A 19,121-nucleotide genomic window follows, 5' to 3' on the forward strand; every position below is an offset into this window, starting at 1 on the left:
GAGGAGACCACTGTGCGTAGTGTTCTTGTGTGCGTTCGGACACCATTGGCGGCCCAGCATCTGACCTCCGCGGCGGCGCGGCTCGGGCTGTCCGGCGTCGTCCGGACGGCCGTCTCCGATCCGGAGGTGATGTTGCGGCTCGCGGAGCGCCCGGTGGACGTGGTGCTCGCCGACACCGCGCTGACCCGCCCGGACAGCGCCGGTTTCGTGCGCCGGGTGCTGGCCCGCGCGCCGCAGGCGGCGGTGCTGCTGCTCGGGGCCGAGGAGTCGGAGTCGGCGGCGGCCACCATCAGCGCCGGAGCGCGCGGCCTGATCCAGAACGCGGACCACGATCTGACCAGCGCGGTCGCCAAGGCGCTGCTGCTGCTGTCCGCTCCCGGGCGGAGCAACAGGCACCGGGTGGCGGACACCGCCCGGGACGCGGCAGCGGTCGGCGGTCCGGCCCGGTCGGCGGGGCGTACCCCGGGTGGGCCCGGCTGGCCGGCGGCGGCGCCGGTGGACGCGGCCGGCCTGCCCACAGTGGTGCCGGTGCAGCGGGGTGAGGACGCGGAGGACCCGGCGGCGGCCGACGCGGCGGAGGCGGCCCGCCCGGGCGCCGGTCAGCGCCCGGCCCGGACGCCGCGCGGCGCCATCGGGCTGACCGAGCGGGAGCTTCAGGTGCTGCTCGGCATGGCCGAGGGCAAGAGCAACGCGGAGATCGGGCGGGAGTTGTTCGTCTCCGAGGACACGGTCAAGACGCACGCCCGACGGTTGTTCCGCAAGCTCGGGGCGCGGGACCGGGCACACGCCGTGGCGGCCGGCTTCCGGGCCGGCCTGGTCGCCTGACCCGGGCCGGAGTCACTCCGACGCGGAGTCGTCGGTGCCCTCGGTGAGCGTGTCGTGCACGCCGTCGGCGTAGCCGCGGGCGTAGTCCCAGCTCACGTAATGGTCCGGGTCCGGGTCGTAGGCCGGTTCGTGCACCCGGGGGCGCCCCGAGTTGAGCAGGTGGCGCAGGTTTCCGCGCAGCAGGTCCCAGTCGAAGTAGTGCGGCTCGCGGCAGTCCTCGCACTCGATCACCAGGCCGCGCACCCCGATCGGCTGGAGCAGCGCCTGGTAGATCTCCAGATCGGCGAGGTCCTCCAGCACGTCCTGGCGTTCGACGTCGGTCAGCGGGTCGAGCGCGTCGTCGTCGCCGGGATCGTGCAGACCGGCAGCCGGATCGGCGGGGTCGCCGTTGAACGGGTCGATGGGCTCGTCGTGCACCCCCTCACCGTAGTCCCCGGGCCGCCGGAAAGCCCGCCCCAGGCCGCGCTGTGGCCCGGCCTACCCCCGGGCCCGCCGCTGCCCGGACGGGAACGGGCCAGTGGGTACGATGAGGCGACGCGCCGTCACCAGGCGCCTGCCGGTGCCCCCGCGCGCCGCCTCGCTGCAGCCCGATCGACCAGCTCAGGGGAGCAATCGTGGAGAATTCGCCCAGCACCGAGATCCCGGCCGGCACCGACGGCGGGGAGCTGGGTGGCCATCTGCCCGAGCTGCCGGCCGGTTCGGCCCGGGTGGTACCGCTCGGGTTGACCTTCGACGACGTGCTCCTGCAGCCGGGCGAGTCGGACGTCGTACCCAGCCGGGTGAACACCCGTACCCGCCTGACCCGCAACATCGAGCTGACCGTGCCGCTGCTGTCCAGCGCGATGGACACGGTCACCGAGGGGCGGATGGCGATCGCCATGGCCCGCCAGGGCGGCATCGGCGTGCTGCACCGCAACCTGTCGGTGGAGGACCAGGCGCTCCAGGTCGACCTGGTGAAGCGCTCCGAGTCCGGCATGATCACCAACCCGGTGACCGCCAGCCCGGACGACACGCTGCGCGAGGTCGACGCGCTCTGCGGTCGCTACCGCATCTCCGGCGTGCCGGTGATCGACGGGCAGGGCCAGCTGGTCGGCATCGTCACCAACCGCGACATGCGCTTCGTCTCCGACCCGGCCACGCCGGTCCGCGAGATCATGACGCGCACCCCGCTGATCACCGCCCCGGTCGGCGTGAGCAAGGACGACGCGCTGGGCCTGCTGCGCCAGCACAAGATCGAGAAGCTGCCGATCGTGGACGCGGGCGGCAAACTGCGCGGCCTGATCACGGTGAAGGACTTCACCAAGAGCGAGCAGTACCCGAACGCCACCAAGGACGACGCGGGCCGGCTCCGGGTCGCCGCCGCGGTGGGCGTGGGCGAGGACGGCTACAAGCGGGCCCGTGCCCTCGTCGACGCCGGCGTGGACGTGGTCATCGTGGACACCGCGCACGGCCACCAGCGCGCCGTGCTGGAGATGGTGGCCCGGCTCAAGCGGGACGTCAGCATCGACATCGTGGGCGGCAACATCGCCACGTACGCGGGCGCGAAGGCGCTCGTCGAGGCCGGCGCGGACGGCGTGAAGGTGGGCGTCGGCCCGGGCGCCATCTGCACCACCCGGATCGTGGCCGGGGTCGGCGTACCGCAGATCACCGCGATCATGGAGGCGGCCCGGGCCGCCCGCCCGGCCGGCGTGCCGGTGATCGGTGACGGCGGCATCCAATACTCGGGCGACATCGCCAAGGCGCTCGTCGCGGGCGCCGACACGGTGATGCTCGGCAGCCTGCTGGCCGGCTGCGAGGAGAGCCCCGGCGAGCTGATCTTCATCAACGGCAAGCAGTACAAGGCGTACCGGGGAATGGGCTCGCTCGGCGCGATGCAGTCGCGTGGCCAGGGCAAGTCCTACTCCAAGGACCGTTACTTCCAGCAGGACGTGCTCGCCGAGGACAAGCTGGTCCCGGAGGGCGTCGAGGGCCAGGTGCCCTACCGGGGGCCGCTGTCCGCCGTCGCCCACCAGCTCATCGGCGGCCTCCGCGCCGCCATGGGGTACGTGGGCGCGGAGAGCATCCCGGAGCTGCACCGGCGTGGCCAGCTCATCCGGATCACCGCGGCCGGGCTCAAGGAGAGCCACCCGCACGACATCCAGATGACGGTCGAGGCGCCCAACTACCACTCCCGCTGACCCACCACCCCCAACCACCTGGAGTCCCTCATGCGTGACGTGGTCGAGATCGGGCTGGGCAAGACCGCGCAGCGCGGCTACCACCTGGACGACATCGCCATCGTGCCGAGCCGCCGCACCCGGGACGTCGACGACGTCTCCACCGCGTGGCAGCTCGACGCGTACCAGTTCGGCATCCCCTGCGTCGGCCACCCCTCGGACGCGACCATGAGCCCCGCCTCGGCGGTCCGGCTGGGCCAGCTCGGCGGCCTCGGCGTGCTCAACGTCGAGGGCCTCTGGACCCGGTACGAGAACCCGGCCAAGGTGCTGGAGGAACTGGCCGGTCTCGGCGAGGACGCGCGGGCGACCAAGCGCCTCCAGGAGGTCTACGCCGAGCCGATCCGGCCCGACCTGATCGCCGAGCGGGTACGCGAGCTGCGCGAGGGCCGCGGCACGGTGGCGGTGCGGGTCTCGCCGCAGCACACGCTCGCGCTGGCCCCGGTGATCCTCGACGCCGGCGTGGACATCCTGGTCATCCAGGGCACGCTCGTCTCGGCCGAGCACGTCTCCACCACCGACGAGCCGCTGAACCTCAAGGAGTTCATCGCCGACCTCGACCTGCCGGTCATCGTCGGCGGCTGCACCGACTACAAGACCGCGCTGCACCTGATGCGTACCGGCGCGGCCGGCGTGATCGTGGGCATCGGCGGCGACGACTGGTCGACCACCGAGTCGGTGCTCGGCATCCGGGTGCCGATGGCCACCGCGATCGCCGACGCCGCCGCTGCTCGCCGCGACTACCTGGACGAGACCGGCGGCCGGTACGTGCACCTGATCGCCGACGGCGACATGCAGACCTCCGGCGACATCGCCAAGGCGCTCGGCTGCGGCGCGGACGCGGTGATGCTCGGCGAGCCGCTGTCGCTCTGCGAGGAGGCCCCGGCCGGTGGCGCCTGGTGGCACTCCGCGGCCAGCCACCCGTCGCTGCCCCGGGGCGCGTTCGAGGTGGCCGGCGAGCCGCTCGGCTCGATGGAGAAGCTGCTGTTCGGCCCGGCCGACGAGCCGGACGGCCAGCTCAACCTCTTCGGCGGCCTGCGCCGCGCGATGGCCAAGTGCGGCTACCGCGACCTGAAGGAGTTCCAGAAGGTCGGGCTGGTCCTCGACCGCTGAGCACCGCTGAGCACCGGCTGAGCACCGCATGACGGCGCGGGCGGCGGCCCGGACGTGTTCCGGCCCCGCCCGCGCCGTCGCGCGTCTAGGCTCGCCGGGTGAGACGGGGGCGGATCTGGGCGGCAGGGCTGGTGGCGGCGGCGCTCGCGGTGAGCGGATGCACGGGCGGCGACGACAACGGGTTCCGGCCGGGCGCGGCGGACGCCGGTGACCCGTACGTGCCGGGGGCCGGCAACGGCGGCTACGACGTGGGCCACTACGCGCTCGACGTGCGCTACGACCCGGCCGGCGACAGGCTCGCCGGCACCGCCACGCTGACCCTCACCACCACCCGGGCGCTGTCCCGGTTCCAGCTCGACCTGGCCGGGCTGGACGTCGAGCGGGTCCGGGTGGACGGGGAGGCGGCCGAGCACCGCCACGACGGCGCCGAGCTGATCGTCACCCCGCCGCGCGGGCTGCCGTCGGGGAAGCGGCTCACCGTCGAGGTGACGTACGGCGGGGTGCCGCAACCGCTGCCGAACGCCGAACTCGGCGACGGCGGCTTCCACGCCACACCGGACGGCGCGATCGCGCTCGGCCAGCCGGAGTCGGCGAGCACCTGGTACCCGGTCAACGACCACCCGTCGGACAAGGCGACCTACGACTTCACGATCACCGTGCCGGACGGGCTCGCCGCGCTCGCGAACGGCGTGCCGGAGGGCAAGACCTCAAGCGGCGGCTGGACCACCTGGCGCTGGTCGGAGCGCGCGCCGATGGCCAGCTACCTGAGCACGCTGGTGATCGGCGACTACCGGGTCAGCACCGGGACGCACGCGGGCAAGCCGCTGGTCACCGCCGTCGCCGAGGCGCTGCCCGCGGACGGGCCGGCCGCCGCGTCGGTGGCCCGCACCGGTGAGATCGCCGACTTCCTGGCCGAGCGCTTCGGTCCGTACCCGTTCGAGGCGTACGGCGGGATCGTGGTGGCCGACGAGCGCATCCGGTACGCGCTGGAGACGCAGAGCCGGCCGGTCTACGGGCCGGGCTTCTTCCGGGGCGACCGCCCGAACACCGAAGTGGTCGCGCACGAGCTGGCCCACCAGTGGTTCGGCGACAGCGTCTCGGTGGCCCGGTGGAGCGACATCTGGCTCAACGAGGGCTTCGCCACGTACGCCGAATGGCTCTGGGCCGAGCACGACGGCGGCCGGACGGTGGCGCAGACGGTCGCCGAGCGGTACGCGGACACCGACTGGTCGAAGCCCACTGTCGACCCGGGCCGGTCCGGGATGTTCGGCGACGCGGTCTACCAGCGGGGCGCGCTCGCGGTGCACGCGCTGCGCCGCGCGGTCGGCGACGAGACGTTCTACCGGGTGCTGCGCGGCTGGCTGGCGCAGCACCGCAACGGCAACGTCACCACCGCCGACTTCGTCGGGTACGCCGAACGCACGTCGGGGCGGCCGTTGCGGACGCTGCTGGACGCCTGGCTGGTCGGCGCGACGCCACCGGGACTGCCGTGACGTGGGCGTGACCGCCGCTGGGTAGGCTGCCGCGGGCGGAGCGGCCCGTGGGCGGGGCCGCTGTTCGGGACCCCGGAGGGATCGAGGCGATGACGCGGCGCGGCGGACGACGACGGCTCGGGCTGCTGGCCTGCACGACGCTGCTGGTGGCCGGCTGCGGCTCGGCCGAGCCGGACCCGGGACCGGCGTCTCCCACCACTGCCGCCCCGGCGGCCACGCGCAGCTTCGCGGCGGGCGCGGCCGGCGCGGGCGACCCCTACTTCCCGAGCTACGGCAACGGTGGCTACGACGTCGCGCACTACACGGTGAAGGTGCGCTACGACCCGGAGACGGACAAGCTCAGCGGCACCACCACGATGCGGGCCACCGCGACCGCCGACCTGTCCGCGTTCAACCTGGACCTGGCCGGGCTGACGGTCCGCTCGGTGACTGTGGACGGCGCCGCCGCCCGGCACAGCCGTACCGGCAACGAACTGGTGGTCACCCCGGCCACCGGGCTGACCTCCGGCAACGGGTTCACCGCCGAGATCCGGTACGACGGGCGGCCGGAGCCGCTGCGTACCGAGTCGCTGGGCGAGGGCGGCTGGCTGCACACCTCGGACGGGGCGATCGCGCTCGGTCAGCCGGAGTCGGCGAGCACCTGGTTCCCGGTGAACGACCACCCGTCGGACAAGGCGACCTACGACTTCGAGATCACCGTGCCGAAGGGACTGACGGCGGTCTCCAACGGCGTGCCGAAGGGGAAGTCGACAAGCGGCGACTGGACCACCTGGAAATGGTCGGAGGGCGCGCCGGCGGCCAGCTACCTGACCACCGTGGCGATCGGGAAGTTCCGGGTCACCACCGGCGAGCACAAGGGGCGGCCGGTGTACAGCGCGGTCACCACGCAGCTGCCCCAGGGCGCCCCGGACCGGTCGATCGCGCGTACCGTCGAGGTCGCCGACTACCTGGAGAGCGTCTTCGGGCCGTACCCGTTCGACTCGTACGGCGGCGTGGTGATCGACGACGACCGGATCCGGTACGCGCTGGAGACGCAGAGCCGTCCGGTCTACTCGGCCAGCTTCTTCCGGCAGGGCGACAACACCGGCGTGGTCGCGCACGAGCTGGCCCACCAGTGGTACGGCAACAGCGTGTCGATCCAGCGCTGGCAGGACATCTGGCTCAACGAGGGGCTGGCCACGTACGCCGAGTGGCTGTGGGCCGAGCACAGCGGCTCGACCACCGTGCAGCGCACGTTCGAGCAGAAGTACGCGAACGCCGGCTCGCAGGTGTGGCGGACGCCGCCGGGCAAGCCGGGGGTGGAGAACCTGTTCAGCCGCTCGGTCTACGACCGGGGCGGGATGACTGTGCACGCGCTGCGGGTGGCGGTGGGCGACACCGCGTTCTTCACCGTCCTGCGTACCTGGGCGGCGGAGCGGAAGAACGGCAACGCCGTCACAGCCGACTTCGTGGCGCTGGCCGAGCGGGTCTCGGGCAAGAAGCTGGCGAAGGTCTTCGACCCGTGGCTGTACGGCACCGAGCGCCCGCCCGCCCCGAAGCCGCTGTAGGTCCTCAGTTCTTGACGCGCAGCGACGGGTGGGCGGTCAGGAAGGCGTCGGCCCGCCCGTCGCGCAGCGCGGTGAGGAAGTCGCGGCCCAGCGGCTTGAGCTGCTCGCCCCGGTACGCGCCGCCGCTGCTCACCCCGGCGCCGGGCAGCACGACGAGCGTGAGCCGGTCGGCGGGCAGGCCACCGAGGGCGTACGCGAAGTCGACCAGGTCGCGGCCGCCTCCGGCGTACACCAGGGTCTTGCCGAGCGCGGCGACCACCTGCTCGACCCGCTGCGGGTCGCGCGCGGTGCCCTGGTCGACGATCTTGCGGGCCAGCGCCCGGAGCAGTTGCTGCTGGTGCCGCTGCCGGGTGTAGTCGCCGCCCGCGGTGTAGCGCTGCCGCGCGTAGTCCAGCGCCTGCCAGCCGGTCAGGTGGCGGGTGCCCTTCTCGTAGACCATCTGCGGCCCGGTGTAGCCGCCGCCGGTCAGCGTCCGCATGGTGCCGTCCGGGCGGCGGTGCCGGGACTCGACCCGCTGGTCCACGTAGAGGTCCACTCCGCCGAGCGTGTCCACCAGCTTGTCGAAGCCGCCGAACGTGATCACCGCGCCGGCGTCGATGCGCAGCCCGGTGTAGCGGGTGACGGTGGTGCGCAGCAGCTCGTACCCCTGGGCGGTGCTGGGGTTGGCCTTGTCGCCCGGCACCCGGCTGCCGTAGCTCATCGCGTGGGTGAGCTTGGTCCGGCCGCCCGGGTAGCGGGCCTTCGGGTAGGCGGGGATGTCCACGACCAGGTCGCGGGGGAGCGAGAACAGGTACGCCCGGTCCAGCCCGGCGGGTACGTGCAGCAGCAGCACCGCGTCGGCGTGCGGCTCCCAGCCGGGGATGCTGACCCGGGTGTCGACGCCGACGAGCAGCAGGTTGAGCGGGCCTTTCAGGTCGGCGCCGGGCGGCGGCGTCGGGCTGGCGGTGGTCGGGGCGGGCGTCGGCGAGGCCGGTGGCGTGGTGCTCGGGCCGGCATCCTGGGCGGCCGGACGGTTCGCCACCAGCCGGGTGGTCACCACCGCTCCGGTGGCGACCAGCAGCGCGGCCACCAGCGCGGCCAGGCCCAGCAGGCGTCGTCTCGTCACGTTCGTGCCTCCCCGTGTGATTCGACGCGCCAGGAGGGCCCAGAGATTGCAGTGGTGGGAATCCCGGCGATCGAGCGCTCTGCATGATGTGCGAAAAGGTCTCGTTGGCGCTATAGCTACTCGTCGGTAATGATGCGTCCATGCGCTACGACGTGGTCGTCATCGGGTCCGGGTTCGGCGGCAGCGTCACCGCGCTGCGGCTGGCCGAGAAGGGTTACTCGGTCGGCGTCCTGGAGGCCGGGCGGCGCTTCGCCGACGACGAGTTCCCGCGTACGTCCTGGCGGGCGCGACGGTTCCTCTGGGCGCCCCGGCTCGGCTGCTTCGGGCTCCAGCGGATCACGCTGCTGCGCTCGGCCGACCGCAAGGCCGGCGGCGGCGTGCTCGTGCTCTCCGGCGCCGGGGTGGGCGGCGGCTCGCTCGTCTACGCGAACACGCTCTACGAGCCGCTCGACGCGTTCTACGCCGACCCGCAGTGGCGCGACATCACCGACTGGCGCGACGAGCTGGCCCGCCACTACGACCAGGCGAAGCGGATGCTCGGCGTCACCACGTACCCGATCGACACCCGCGCGGACCGGGCCGTCCGCGCGGTGGCCGAGCGGATGGGGGTGGCGCACACCTACCACCCGACGCCGGTCGGCGTGCACATCGGGCGGCCGGGCGAGCGGGTGGCCGACCCGTACTTCGGCGGGGCCGGCCCGGACCGCACCGGGTGCAGCCACTGCGGGTCGTGCATGACCGGCTGCCGGCACGGCGCCAAGAACACGCTGGTGAAGAACTACCTCTGGCTGGCCGAGCGGCTCGGCGTGCAGGTGCACCCGCTGACCACCGTGACCGCCGTCCGCCCCGACCCGGCCGGCGGCTACGCGGTGCACACCGAACGCACCGGCGCCTGGCTGCGCAAGCGGCGCGAGGTGATCCACGCCGACCAGGTGGTCTTCGCGGCCGGCGCGCTCGGCACCCAGCGGCTGCTGCACGAGATGAAGGCGACCGGCGCGCTGCCGGCGCTCTCGCCCCGCCTCGGCGAGCTGACCCGCACCAACTCCGAGGCCATCCTCGGCGCCTCGGTGGCGCCCGGCGCGGCCCGGAAGCGCGGCCTCGACTTCACCGAGGGGGTGGCGATCACCAGCTCGTTTCACCCCGACCCGCAGACCCACATCGAGCCGGTCCGGTACGGCAAGGGCTCCAACGCGATGGGCCTGCTCCAGTCGCTGCTCGTCGACGGCGGTCCCCGCCGCGCCCGGCGCTGGCTGGGCAGCATCGTCCGGCAGCCCCTGCTGGCGGCGCGGATGCTGTCCGTACGCCGCTGGTCCGAGCGCACCGTGATCGCGCTCGTCATGCAGTCGGTCGACAACTCGCTGACCACCCGCTACCGCCGGGGCCGGCTGGTCTCCGGCCCCGGCCACGGCGCGCCCAACCCGACCTGGATTCCGGCCGGCAACACGGCGGCCCGGCTGCTCGCCGAGGAGATCGGCGGCACCCCGGGCGGGGCGGTCACCGAGCCGTTCAACATCCCGGTGACCGCGCACATCCTCGGCGGCGCGGTCATCGGCGCATCCCCGGACGACGGTGTCATCGACCCGTGGCACCGGGTGTACGGGCACCCGGGGCTGCACGTGGTGGACGGCGCGGCGGTCTCGGCGAACCTGGGCGTCAACCCGTCGCTGACGATCACCGCGCAGGCCGAGCGGGCCATGTCGTACTGGCCGAACAAGGACGAGGCGGACCCGCGTCCGGCGCTCGGCTCGCCGTACACCCGGGTCGCGCCGGTCCCGCCGCGGCGGCCGGCCGTCAGCGCGCACGCCCCGGCGGCGCTGCGCTGAGCGCGCCACCGCAAGGTTCACCCCGCCACACCGCCGGGGCGCGTCCGCGCGCCCGGTGACTGTCGGTAGGCTTTGCGCACATGAGCACGCCTCGCCCCGTCCTCGTGGTGGACTTCGGAGCCCAGTACGCCCAGCTCATCGCGCGCCGCGTCCGCGAGGCGAAGGTCTACTCGGAGATCGTCCCGCACTCCATGCCGGTGTCCGAGATGCTGGCGAAGAACCCCGCCGCGATCATCCTGTCCGGCGGTCCGGCCAGCGTGTACGCGCCGGACGCGCCCCAGATCGACGCCGGCGTGTTCACCGCCGACGTGCCGGTCTTCGGCATCTGTTACGGCTTCCAGGCCATGGCCCAGGCGCTCGGTGGCACCGTCGCGCGCACCGGCAACCGCGAGTACGGCGGCACCCCGCTGCGCCCGCGCCTGACCGAGCCCGGCGTGCTGCTGCGCGACCTCCCGGCCGACCTGCCGGTCTGGATGAGCCACGGCGACTGCGTCACCGAGGCGCCGGAGGGCTTCACCGTCACCGCCGAGTCGGCGGGCGCCCCGGTCGCCGCGTTCGAGGACCTGGCCGGCCGCCGCGCCGGCGTGCAGTTCCACCCGGAGGTCGGGCACACCGCGCACGGCCAGGAGATGCTCACCCGCTTCCTGTACGACATCGCGGGCATCGAACCGACGTGGACGCCGTCGAACATCATCGACGAGCAGGTCGCCCGGATCCGCGAGCAGATCGGCGACAAGGAGGTCATCTGCGGCCTCTCCGGCGGCGTCGACTCGGCGGTCGCCGCGGCGCTCGTGCACCGTGCCGTGGGCGACCAGCTCACCTGCGTGTTCGTGGACCACGGCCTGCTGCGGGCCGGTGAGGCCGAGCAGGTCGAGAAGGACTACGTCGCCGCCACCGGCATCAAGCTGAAGGTGGTCGACGCCCGGGAGCGGTTCCTCGGCGCGCTGGCCGGGGTGACCGACCCGGAGCAGAAGCGCAAGATCATCGGCCGGGAGTTCATCCGGGTCTTCGAGGCCGCCGCCCGGGAGATCGCGGCGCACGGCGACGTGGAATACCTGGTGCAGGGCACGCTCTACCCGGACGTGGTGGAGTCCGGCGGCGGCACCGGCACCGCCAACATCAAGAGCCACCACAACGTCGGCGGCCTCCCCGAGGACCTGAAGTTCTCACTGGTCGAGCCGCTGCGCACGCTGTTCAAGGACGAGGTCCGCACGATCGGCCTGGAGCTGGGCCTGCCCGAGGCGATGATCTGGCGGCACCCGTTCCCCGGCCCGGGCCTGGCCATCCGGATCATCGGCGCGGTCGACGAGGAGCGTCTCGCCGTGCTCCGCAAGGCCGACCTGATCGCCCGGCAGGAGCTGACCACTGCCGGCCTGGACCGGGGCGTCTGGCAGTTCCCGGTGGTGCTGCTGGCCGACGTCCGCAGCGTCGGGGTGCAGGGTGACGGGCGCACCTACGGTCACCCGGTGGTGCTGCGCCCGGTCTCCAGCGAGGACGCGATGACCGCCGACTGGTCCCGGCTGCCCTACGACGTGGTGGCCCGGATCTCCACCCGGATCACGAACGAGGTCGCCGAGGTCAACCGCGTGGTCCTGGACGTGACGAGCAAGCCGCCGGGCACCATCGAGTGGGAGTGACGCCGCTCAGGCCGCGGGCGGCGGTCCGGCGTCCGGCCCGGCCGGCGGGACCGGCGGCCACCCGGGCGCGGTGCCCGGCGGGTGCGGCCAGGCGGGCGCGCCGGCCGGCTCCTCGGGCATCAGGAACCACATGATCGGGTACGCGAGCGCGGCGAGCCCGCCGGTGAGCACCGTGGCGGTCGCGAAGATCACCCGGATCAGTGTGGGGTCGGCGGCGAAGTAGCGGCCGAGGCCGCTCGCCACGCCGGCGATCATGCGGTCGCTGACCGGGCGGCGGAGCTGCTTGTACGGGGCGTGGGAGGGGTTCGGAGAGGTCATGTCTCCACGGTCCCGCGCGCCGCGGCGGGCGACCTCGGTGACCGCCCGGAGCCCTACCCTGATGCGTCCCTGAGACGCCAGCGAAGAGTCAGGAATCTGACTCTTTTCGATCCCGGTAACCCGCTCCGGGGAGAATTTGATCCCGTGACCACCTCGCTGGAGCCGCTCCGCAGGATCGCGGCATACGCAGTTTGTGCTGATTCAAACGGCCGAGTGTTGCTGGTCCGCGCATCGGAGCGCTCCGGCACCCCCGGCACCTGGTCGCTCCCCGGAGGAGCGGTCGACCACGGTGAGGACCCCAAGCACACAGTCGTCCGGGAGACCGCGGCCGAGACCGGGCTCTCGGTCGCCGTCGCCGGCCTCCAGGACGTGCTCGCCGACATGCGGGCCCTGCCCGAGCGGCGCATCACGATCCACACCGACCGCCTCCTCTACACCGTCTCGGTACGCGGCGGGACGCTCACCGAGCGGATCGACCGCCCGACCGACCTGGCCCGCTGGTTCACCCTCGACGAGGCCCGGGAGCTGCCGCTGCGGTCGTTCACCGCGCGTGCGCTGGGCCTGCCCACCTCCACCGACGACATCGTGCCGGAGGAGGTGCCCGAGTTCCCCTCGTTCTACGCCGTGCCCGGCCCGGACGGGCTGCACCGGGCGCAGCGCTTCGCCGCGTACGCGGTGGTGACCGACCCGGAGGAGCGCGTGCTGCTGACCCGGGTGTCCGACGGCTACCCGGGCGCCGGTTGCTGGCACCTGCCCGGTGGCGGCACCGACTACGGCGAGCAGCCGGGCGCGGCGCTGATCCGGGAGCTGGTCGAGGAGACCGGGCAGACCGGCCGCCTGGTCGAGCTGCTCGGCGTGGCCAGCCACCGGGACGCCGCCTCGCTCGGCCCGGAGGGCTACCCGATCGACTGGCACGGCGTACGCGCCTTCTACCGGGTTGTGGTCGACCAGCCGGCGCCGCCCACGGTGGCCGACGTCGGCGGCTCCACCTGCGAAGCCCGCTGGTTCCGGCGCGAGGAACTCGGCGCCCTGCCCACCGACCGCCTCACCGAGGTGACCGCCGAGGCGGTCCAGGCCGCCCATCTCCTCTAGACCCACCCGACCCGCTCACACCCGCGCCCCACTCCGGCGATCATGAAGTTGACGGCGGGAAATGTCCGCCCCGGTACCGCTAACCTCATGATCGACGGAGTGGGGCGCTCGGGTGCGGGGGAGTGGTGCGGGTGGAGCAGCAGCGGCGGGTCGGGGCGTACGGGATGCTGCGGGACTCCGAGGGGCGGGTGCTGCTGGCGCGTGGCTCGGCGAAGTGCCCGTACCCGGGGGTGTGGCAGTTGCCCGGCGGCGGCGTCGAGCACGCGGAACACCCGGCCGACGCGGTGGTCCGCGAGTTCGCCGAGGAGACCGGGCTGACCGTCGCGCCCGGCGCGACCGGGGCCGCCGTCGCCGACGTGACCGCGTTCCGCGCCGAGAACGTCGCGATGCACACCGACCGGTTGATCTTCGACGTCGAGGCGCGCGGCGGGCGGCTGCGACCCGAGCCCGCCGGCGGCACCGACGAGGTGGGCTGGTTCACCCCGGAGGAGGCGGCGGGCCTCCCGCTGATGGTGTTCACCGCCGAGCTGCTCGGCCTGCCGGTGACTCCGCTGCCGGCCGACATGCCCCGCGGGCTGCCCGTCGACCCGGCCGGGCCGGCCGTCGACCGACGGCAGCGCTTCGCCGCGTACGGGCTGGTCACCGATCCGGCCGACCGGGTGCTGCTCACCATGATCGCCGACGGCTACCCGGGCGCGGGCCGCTGGCACCTGCCCGGCGGCGGCACCGACCACGGCGAGCAGCCGGCCACCGGGCTGCTGCGTGAGCTGGTCGAGGAGGCCGGACAGCTGGGCCGGGTGGTCGACCTGATGGCGGTGGACAACCTGCACAACCCGGCCGCGCTCGGCCCGGAGGGCCGGCCGCTGGACTGGCACGGCATCCGGGTGATCTACCGGGTACGCGTGGACGCGCCGACCGAGGCGGTGGTGACCGAGCTGGCCGGTGGCTCCACCGCCCGGGCGGCCTGGTTCGCGCCGGAGCAGGTCGGCGGCCTGTCGATGACCGATGTGGCGGCCCGCGCCACCGGGCAGCGGGTGAGGTGAATCGCTCGCCGAGCCGCCCTGGGTGACCTCCGGTACAGTCGGAAGGAAGGGTTGGCCGACAAAAACGGACGTTGAAGCCCGAGATGGGAATGATTGAGCGGTTCGTGCGGTTAAGGGAGATATAAGTACCGCCGGCAGCTATCGCCAAGCCCCTGTTCCCTGTGCAATGGTGTACTCCGCAAAAGGGCTGCCGGACCCGAAAGGTCCGGCACGAGACAGCCGGACACCCGCCCCGTCGAGGGCGGCCAGCCGATCCGGTGATGGAGGAAACGTGCCGAGAGCCCCATGGCGCCGGCGTCGTACGACTGACAGTCCGCGCCCCGCAGGGCGTCGCTGGGCGGGCCGGTTGCGCCGCAGCAGCACGTTCGCCCGCCAGGTGCTGCTGGTCCGGGTGGGCCGCCGGGACGGCGCGGCCGTTCCGGGGACCGACCTGGTCACCCCCGACCACCGTTACGCAGACCGCCAGCGTCTCCGCTACGGCCGGCTCGACACCGACATCGAGGTGGTACGCCCGGTCAGCCCGGCGCTCGCCCCGGCCGCCCCGGTCGACGACGAGTCATCGGCGATGTCGATCCCGCTCCTGCCGGGTGAGCGCACCGCCGCCCGCCGGGTCAAGTTCGCGCTCGTCAACGCGTGCACGCTGAGCAGCCTCATGCTCGGCATGCTGGCCATCTTCCTGGCTATGCGCGGTGACGTGCAGATCGCCGCGATCTGCCTGATCGCGTGCGTCGCGTTCGACGGCCTCGACGGCGCGCTGGCCCGCAAGCTCGGCGTGGCCAGCCCGTTCGGCGCGCAGATGGACTCGCTCGCCGACATGTGCTCCTTCGGCCTCGCCGCGCCGGTGGTGGTCTACGCCTCGCTGGCCGGTTCGGTGCCCCCGGCGGCCGCCGCGGTCTCCTGCGCGCTCGTCGCCGCCTGCGCGGCGATCCGGCTCGCCCGGTTCAACGTCTCGCCGAAGGACGGCCGCTTCTTCTGCGGCGTGCCGACCACCATGGCGGCGGCAGTGCTGGCCCTGACCGTGGCCATCGGCGTGCCGGTACCCGGCCTGGTGATGGTGGCCGGCGTGGCGCTGCTCGCCTTCGCCATGGTGTCGAGCTTCCCGTACGCCAAGCTCGCCCGGCTGCTGAAGCTGCCGCCGTGGCTCTGGCTGGCCCCGGTGATCGGCGCGCTCGTCGACATCCGGCTCACGTTCGCCCTCGTGGTGGTGGGCTACCTGGTCAGCGGGCCGCTGCTCTGGCTGCACCAGCGCCGTACCGCCTGATCCGAGAACGACAGAAGGGGCGCCGCCGCAGCGGCGCCCCTTCTTCGTGTCCGGCGTTCAGCGCCAGCGGGCGATCACCGTCGCGCCGCCGACCACCTTGTCGCCCGGACCGACCAGCGGGTCCGCCGCGTCGGCCGGCAGGTAGACGTCGGTACGCGAGCCGAACCGGATCAGGCCGAAGCGCTCACCCCGGGCCAGCAGCGAACCGACCGGCGCCCGCTGCACGATCCGGCGGGCGATCAGCCCGGTGCGCTGCGCCACGACCACGGTGCCGTGGTCGGTGTCCAGCACCGTGTACGCCGCCACGTTGTGCTCGGCATCAGGCTTCATGGCGTTGACGAACCCGCCGTCGGCGACGAAGTAGTCCACCACCTTGCCGGCCACCGGGGCGCGGTTGACGTGCACGTCCAGCACGGACAGGAACACCGCGATCCGCAGCCACTCGCCGTCGCCGAAGCGCTCGTCCTGCAGGCGCTGCACGGAGAGCACCTGGCCGTCCGCCGAGGCGACCACTGCCGACGGGTCCTCCGGCACGTCCCGCTCCGGGTCCCGGAAGAACGCGGCCACCGGCGCGGCGGCCAGCGCCGGCAGCAGCCAGAGCTTCGACTTCGGGCGGGCGGCCCGGGCCAGGGCGGCCAGGCCGAGCGTGATGCCGGCGGCGGCCACCCCGTTCGAGTCGATGTGCATGCCCCGGGTCAGCGGCACGCTCGACGGCCGGTACGCCGGGGACAGCGAGGCCGCGAGCGCGACCGGCGCCGGGGTGAACCGCAGGTGGTGCACGCGTACCGGCGGGGTGTTGCGCAGCACCAGGTCGGTGCGTACGCCGTGCAGCACGCCCTGCCGGTCCAGTTCGCCGTCCGCGCCCTCGGTGCGGAACAGCGGCGCGGCGACGCTCAGCACCGCGCCGTCGGCCAGGTATTTCGTCAGCCCGTCCACAGCGGCACGCGCCTGCTCGGCGGTGCCGGTGAACGGCTCGGCGACGACCACCACGGCGGCGGCGTCCGCCTCGGCGAGGGTGTCGACCACCCGTACCCGGTCGGCGACCCAACGGCCCTGCGCGGTGACGTGCTCCCGCAGCGCGGCCGCCGCGGCGCCCTCCGCCGGCACCACTGTGAGCCGGTCGCCGGGTAGCAGCGCCTCGATCGCCGCGGCCAGCACCGCGGACTCCGGAGTCGCGCCGACCAGCAGGCCGGCCTTCGGGTCGTTACGCCGGGCGAACTCGCTGACGAGCGTGCGGGCGGCGCGCTCGCCGATGCGGACCGCACCGGAGGGACCGGTGACGCGCACGGCGGGGGACTGGGTCATGTCGGGCGGGCTCCTGACGAGGTAGCGGACGGACGGGCGGCGGCTCTCCGGCGACCCGGCCGGCGGCTCCGGCGTGGTCGGGTGCGCGGGCCGGCCGGCGGAGGCGAGATCTCCGCCGACCAGCATAGGCCGCGTTCCGAGGGCCCCGCAGTGGCGCGGTCAGGCCGGGTCGCCCGGCGTACGCCGTTCCTCGCGTGTCTCGTCCGCCAGCGGGTCCACCGCCGGCATCTCGCGGGTGGCGGGCCCCGCGTCGTCGGTCGTCGCCTCGGTGGCCCACTCGTCGGCCACGTCGGACGTCGTCTCGCCGTCGCCGGCCGGGCTGTCGTCCCGGTACGGCGCGGGAACCGTCGCCTCCGGCGGCGCGGGCTGCTCCGCGGCCCGCCCTGAGCGCAGCGCGCCGATCAGCCCGAGCAACCCGATCAGGACCAGGCCGCCGGCCAGGAACCAGCCGACCGGAGGTACGGACAGCCCGAGGATGCGGGCCAGCAGCCACCAGACGGACAGGCCGAGGAAGACGAGTCCGAAAGCGAACGACACGATGTCGGTGCGGTGCGCCTTCATCGGGTCACCTCCAGCTTGCCGGCGTTCACGTGGATGTAGAGGCGCAGCTTGCCCCCGCCGGGGCCGTCGGCGCCGGTGTCGGTGCTCTCCCACTGGCGGTTGCCGAGCCCGCCGCTGCGCTTGCCGAAGACCGAGGCGTCACCGGCGTTCACCTCGGCGACGGTTGTCACGTCCACGTCCGGCGGTACGACCACTGTGGCGTTGCCGAGGTTCACGTCGAGGGTCACCTGCACGTCCTGCTTGTTGAAGTTGATCCCACGCAGGTCGAGCACGGCGTCACCGAGGTTGTTCTCGTACCGGTCGGCCAGGTCGCGCAGGTCGGTCGGCGCCCAGGTGACGTTGCCGTCGATGCCGCGCACCCGGTCGTAGGACTCGGCGACGGTGGCGATGCCGAGCGCCGCCGCGGTCACCAGGCCGAGGGCGATGAGCCAGCGGGCCCGGCCGAACCAGGTGCCCACGAGCAGGCCGAGGCCGATGGTGGCGAGTACCGCGGCGAAGTAGCCGGCGGCGCCGACCGGGAAGACGTCGAGCAGGTCGAGCATGGCCACCACGCCCAGCGCCAGGAAGATCAGCGAGAACGTGATCGCGCCGAGCGGGGAACGCTCCTTGGGCCGCTTCGGCGGTCGTGGCGGCCGGCCCGGCGGCGGCGAGGGCGGCGACCCGGCGTACGGGCCGTGCGGGGCGAACGGCGGGCGGTAGCCGCCGGGCGGCAGCGGCGCGCCCACCGGCGCGGGGGGCGGCACGGCGGCCGGCTCACCCAGCGGGGCGCCGGTGCTGCGCGTACCCGGCCAGGACGGCGCCGCGCCGTAGGCCGGCCAGGTGGCGGTGTCCGCGACCGGACCGCTCACCGGCGGCATCGCGGCGGTCGTCTCGGACGAGCTCGGCCGGGTGCCGGCCGCGGCGGGCCAGCCCGGCGCCGGGAGCGTCGGGTAGCTCGTCCCGGCCTCCGGGAGGCCCGGCTCGCGCCCCGGCGTCGCCGGGTGGCCCGGGCCGGACGGGGACGCCGGTTGGTAGCCGGGCTCGGAGGCGGGCGCCGGGGGATAGCCCGGCTCGGTGCGGCCGGCCGGCGGGTAGCCGGGCTCGGCGTGGGCGGCGTACGACGCTGCTTCGGGGCGTACCGGTGGCGTGGTACCGACCGGCGGCGCGGCGGTCCACGGCGGCCCGGCGGCCCCCGCGGTCCACGTGCCGGGGGCCGGCGGCGCGGGCCAGGCCACCGGCGGCACCGGACCCGGCACGGGGCCGGGCGGCGGTGCCGGCTGAGCCGGCCGCTGCCCCGGGCCGCGCTGCTCGCGGTTGAGCAGCAGCGCGCCGCCGATCAGGATCACCGCGCCCAGCAGGATGGCCCGGAACCCGTCGGTGACGACGTAGGCGAAGCCGAGCGCCACCACGATGCCGAGCACGATCACGGTGATCGGGGACATGCTGGACCGGCCGCGGCCGAGCATGGCCTCCACCGGGGAGGCGGTGTCGCCCTCGCCGGGGATGATCAGCCAGCCGGCGACGTACACGATGATGCCGATGCCACCGAAGAAGCCGAGCACGGCCAGCAGCACGCGCCACAGAACCGGGTCGGTGTTCGTGGCCCGGCCGATGGCGGCGCACACCCCGGCCAGGTAGCGGCCCTCGCGGGGGCGCACCAGCCCGTACCGGGTGGTGAAGCCGGCGGCGCCGGGCGGCGGGGCGTACCCCCCGGGTGGCGGGCCGGTGAACGGCGCGCCGCCGCCGGGCGGCGTGGTCGCGTGGTCGGTGGGGGGCGCCGACCCCGGTGGGGGCGGCGCCCCCCAC

The 19,121-nt window shown here is 74.1% G+C and carries 16 protein-coding genes; 10 read left to right on the forward strand and 6 right to left on the reverse strand.

Going from position 1 to position 19,121, the window contains the following annotated elements; all coding sequences use genetic code 11:
* Positions 1–12: 12 nt before the first annotated feature.
* Positions 13–825, forward strand: coding sequence for a helix-turn-helix transcriptional regulator (locus tag BAW75_RS14140; RefSeq protein WP_043328333.1), 813 nt, complete (start codon positions 13–15; stop codon positions 823–825).
* Between the two features lie 12 nt (positions 826–837).
* On the opposite strand, the gene BAW75_RS14145 is transcribed toward BAW75_RS14140, so the two are convergent.
* Positions 838–1,242: a DUF5319 domain-containing protein gene (locus tag BAW75_RS14145; RefSeq protein WP_043328334.1), complete on the reverse strand. Its 405-nt coding sequence runs from the start codon at positions 1,240–1,242 to the stop codon at positions 838–840.
* Between the two features lie 197 nt (positions 1,243–1,439).
* Here BAW75_RS14145 and guaB point away from each other — a divergent pair, with 197 nt between their 5' ends.
* From guaB to BAW75_RS14165, 4 genes are all read left to right on the forward strand, one after another.
* Entirely contained in the window at positions 1,440–3,002 is a 1,563-nt protein-coding gene (guaB, locus tag BAW75_RS14150) for an IMP dehydrogenase (protein ID WP_064446576.1), read from the forward strand.
* Between the two features lie 30 nt (positions 3,003–3,032).
* Complete coding sequence (locus BAW75_RS14155; RefSeq protein ID WP_104113859.1) at positions 3,033–4,151, forward strand: GuaB3 family IMP dehydrogenase-related protein; 1,119 nt, start codon at positions 3,033–3,035, stop codon at positions 4,149–4,151.
* Positions 4,152–4,249: 98 nt separating this feature from the next.
* Positions 4,250–5,644, forward strand: a complete 1,395-nt coding sequence (locus BAW75_RS14160) for a M1 family metallopeptidase (protein ID WP_104113860.1) — start codon at positions 4,250–4,252, stop codon at positions 5,642–5,644.
* An 89-nt stretch (positions 5,645–5,733) separates the two neighbouring features.
* Entirely contained in the window at positions 5,734–7,191 is a 1,458-nt protein-coding gene (locus BAW75_RS14165) for a M1 family metallopeptidase (RefSeq protein WP_104113861.1), read from the forward strand.
* Positions 7,192–7,195: 4 nt separating this feature from the next.
* Here the strand turns inward: BAW75_RS14165 and BAW75_RS14170 are convergent, their stop codons facing one another.
* A complete protein-coding gene (locus BAW75_RS14170) occupies positions 7,196–8,296 on the reverse strand; it encodes an LCP family protein (protein WP_104113862.1) in 1,101 nt (366 codons plus the stop codon).
* Positions 8,297–8,436: 140 nt separating this feature from the next.
* On the opposite strand from BAW75_RS14170, the gene BAW75_RS14175 reads away from it, so the two are divergent.
* Together BAW75_RS14175 and guaA are read left to right on the forward strand one after the other, a co-directional pair.
* Entirely contained in the window at positions 8,437–10,119 is a 1,683-nt protein-coding gene (locus BAW75_RS14175; protein ID WP_104113863.1) for an FAD-dependent oxidoreductase, read from the forward strand.
* Positions 10,120–10,199: 80 nt separating this feature from the next.
* Positions 10,200–11,756 (forward strand): glutamine-hydrolyzing GMP synthase, encoded by a 1,557-nt coding sequence (guaA, locus tag BAW75_RS14180; protein WP_043328342.1) that lies wholly within the window; start codon positions 10,200–10,202, stop codon positions 11,754–11,756.
* A 6-nt stretch (positions 11,757–11,762) separates the two neighbouring features.
* Here the strand turns inward: guaA and BAW75_RS14185 are convergent, their stop codons facing one another.
* Positions 11,763–12,074 (reverse strand): PspC domain-containing protein, encoded by a 312-nt coding sequence (locus BAW75_RS14185; protein ID WP_069087932.1) that lies wholly within the window; start codon positions 12,072–12,074, stop codon positions 11,763–11,765.
* Positions 12,075–12,218: 144 nt separating this feature from the next.
* Here BAW75_RS14185 and BAW75_RS14190 point away from each other — a divergent pair, with 144 nt between their 5' ends.
* The 3 genes from BAW75_RS14190 to BAW75_RS14200 all read left to right on the forward strand — a co-directional run bounded on the left by BAW75_RS14190 (position 12,219) and on the right by BAW75_RS14200 (position 15,470).
* Positions 12,219–13,166 carry an NUDIX domain-containing protein gene (locus tag BAW75_RS14190; protein WP_043328344.1) on the forward strand — a complete coding sequence of 316 codons (948 nt, stop codon included), beginning with the start codon at positions 12,219–12,221 and terminating at the stop codon, positions 13,164–13,166.
* A 131-nt stretch (positions 13,167–13,297) separates the two neighbouring features.
* Entirely contained in the window at positions 13,298–14,209 is a 912-nt protein-coding gene (locus tag BAW75_RS14195; RefSeq protein WP_104113868.1) for an NUDIX hydrolase, read from the forward strand.
* A 346-nt stretch (positions 14,210–14,555) separates the two neighbouring features.
* A complete protein-coding gene (locus tag BAW75_RS14200) occupies positions 14,556–15,470 on the forward strand; it encodes a CDP-alcohol phosphatidyltransferase family protein (protein ID WP_043328345.1) in 915 nt (304 codons plus the stop codon).
* A gap of 57 nt (positions 15,471–15,527) precedes the next feature.
* Here BAW75_RS14200 and BAW75_RS14205 read toward each other — a convergent pair whose 3' ends face one another.
* The 3 genes from BAW75_RS14205 to BAW75_RS14215 all read right to left on the reverse strand — a co-directional run.
* Complete coding sequence (locus BAW75_RS14205; RefSeq protein WP_043330939.1) at positions 15,528–16,775, reverse strand: phosphatidylserine decarboxylase; 1,248 nt, start codon at positions 16,773–16,775, stop codon at positions 15,528–15,530.
* A 159-nt stretch (positions 16,776–16,934) separates the two neighbouring features.
* The gene (locus BAW75_RS14210; RefSeq protein WP_104113864.1) at positions 16,935–17,336 is read right to left on the reverse strand and encodes a hypothetical protein; all 402 of its coding nucleotides are present in this window, start codon (positions 17,334–17,336) and stop codon (positions 16,935–16,937) included.
* A partial coding sequence (locus BAW75_RS14215; RefSeq protein ID WP_104113865.1) for a PspC domain-containing protein occupies positions 17,333–19,121 on the reverse strand: 1,789 nt, incomplete at its 5' end. The genes BAW75_RS14210 and BAW75_RS14215, both read right to left, overlap by 4 nt.

The sequence above is a fragment of the Micromonospora chalcea genome, from assembly GCF_002926165.1.
Lineage (GTDB): Bacteria > Actinomycetota > Actinomycetes > Mycobacteriales > Micromonosporaceae > Micromonospora > Micromonospora chalcea.

What these genes read in the sequence shown, in the direction of transcription:
- BAW75_RS14155 (WP_104113859.1), top strand. Translation starts at nt 3,033, where the DNA reads ATGCGTGACGTGGTCGAGATCGGGCTGGGCAAGACCGCGCAGCGCGGC.
- BAW75_RS14185 (WP_069087932.1), bottom strand. Translation starts at nt 12,074, where the DNA reads ATGACCTCTCCGAACCCCTCCCACGCCCCGTACAAGCAGCTCCGCCGC.
- BAW75_RS14210 (WP_104113864.1), bottom strand. Translation starts at nt 17,336, where the DNA reads ATGAAGGCGCACCGCACCGACATCGTGTCGTTCGCTTTCGGACTCGTC.
- BAW75_RS14175 (WP_104113863.1), top strand. Translation starts at nt 8,437, where the DNA reads ATGCGCTACGACGTGGTCGTCATCGGGTCCGGGTTCGGCGGCAGCGTC.
- BAW75_RS14165 (WP_104113861.1), top strand. Translation starts at nt 5,734, where the DNA reads ATGACGCGGCGCGGCGGACGACGACGGCTCGGGCTGCTGGCCTGCACG.
- guaA (WP_043328342.1), top strand. Translation starts at nt 10,200, where the DNA reads ATGAGCACGCCTCGCCCCGTCCTCGTGGTGGACTTCGGAGCCCAGTAC.
- BAW75_RS14205 (WP_043330939.1), bottom strand. Translation starts at nt 16,775, where the DNA reads ATGACCCAGTCCCCCGCCGTGCGCGTCACCGGTCCCTCCGGTGCGGTC.